Source organism: Candidatus Skiveiella danica (assembly GCF_022705245.1).
Lineage (GTDB): Bacteria > Pseudomonadota > Gammaproteobacteria > Burkholderiales > Burkholderiaceae_C > Skiveiella > Skiveiella danica.
In genome coordinates, this window is the sequence record NZ_JAKJEW010000149.1 from 304 (window position 1) to 592 (window position 289).

General features: G+C 71.6%; 1 pseudogene. It reads right to left on the minus strand.

The features are described 5' to 3' along the window. A pseudogene (locus tag ACMUOY_RS20615) lies at positions 1-289 on the minus strand (GTP pyrophosphokinase); the annotation flags it as partial.

Consider the following 289-nt stretch of genomic DNA (forward strand, 5'->3'; position numbering starts at 1 on the left):
TCGACCGGCGTGGCGCCCGCGCCCAGCTCGATCACCGTGGCCTGGGGCGTGAAGACGTAGATGCGGTCGTCGAACGACGGACCGGCCACGCCCGCAGCATCACCGGCCTGGTCGACAAAATCGCGCTCCCAGGCCAGCAGCTGGCGCAGCACCGCCTTGCGCGCCTCGGCCACCCGTTCCTCGAACTCACCGGCCGCCAGCACGCCGGCATAGCCCTTGGCGCCGGCCTCCTTGTAGGCCCAGTGCGCGGCGACGCCGAACTCGGCGTGCTCATGCATTTGCCGCGTGC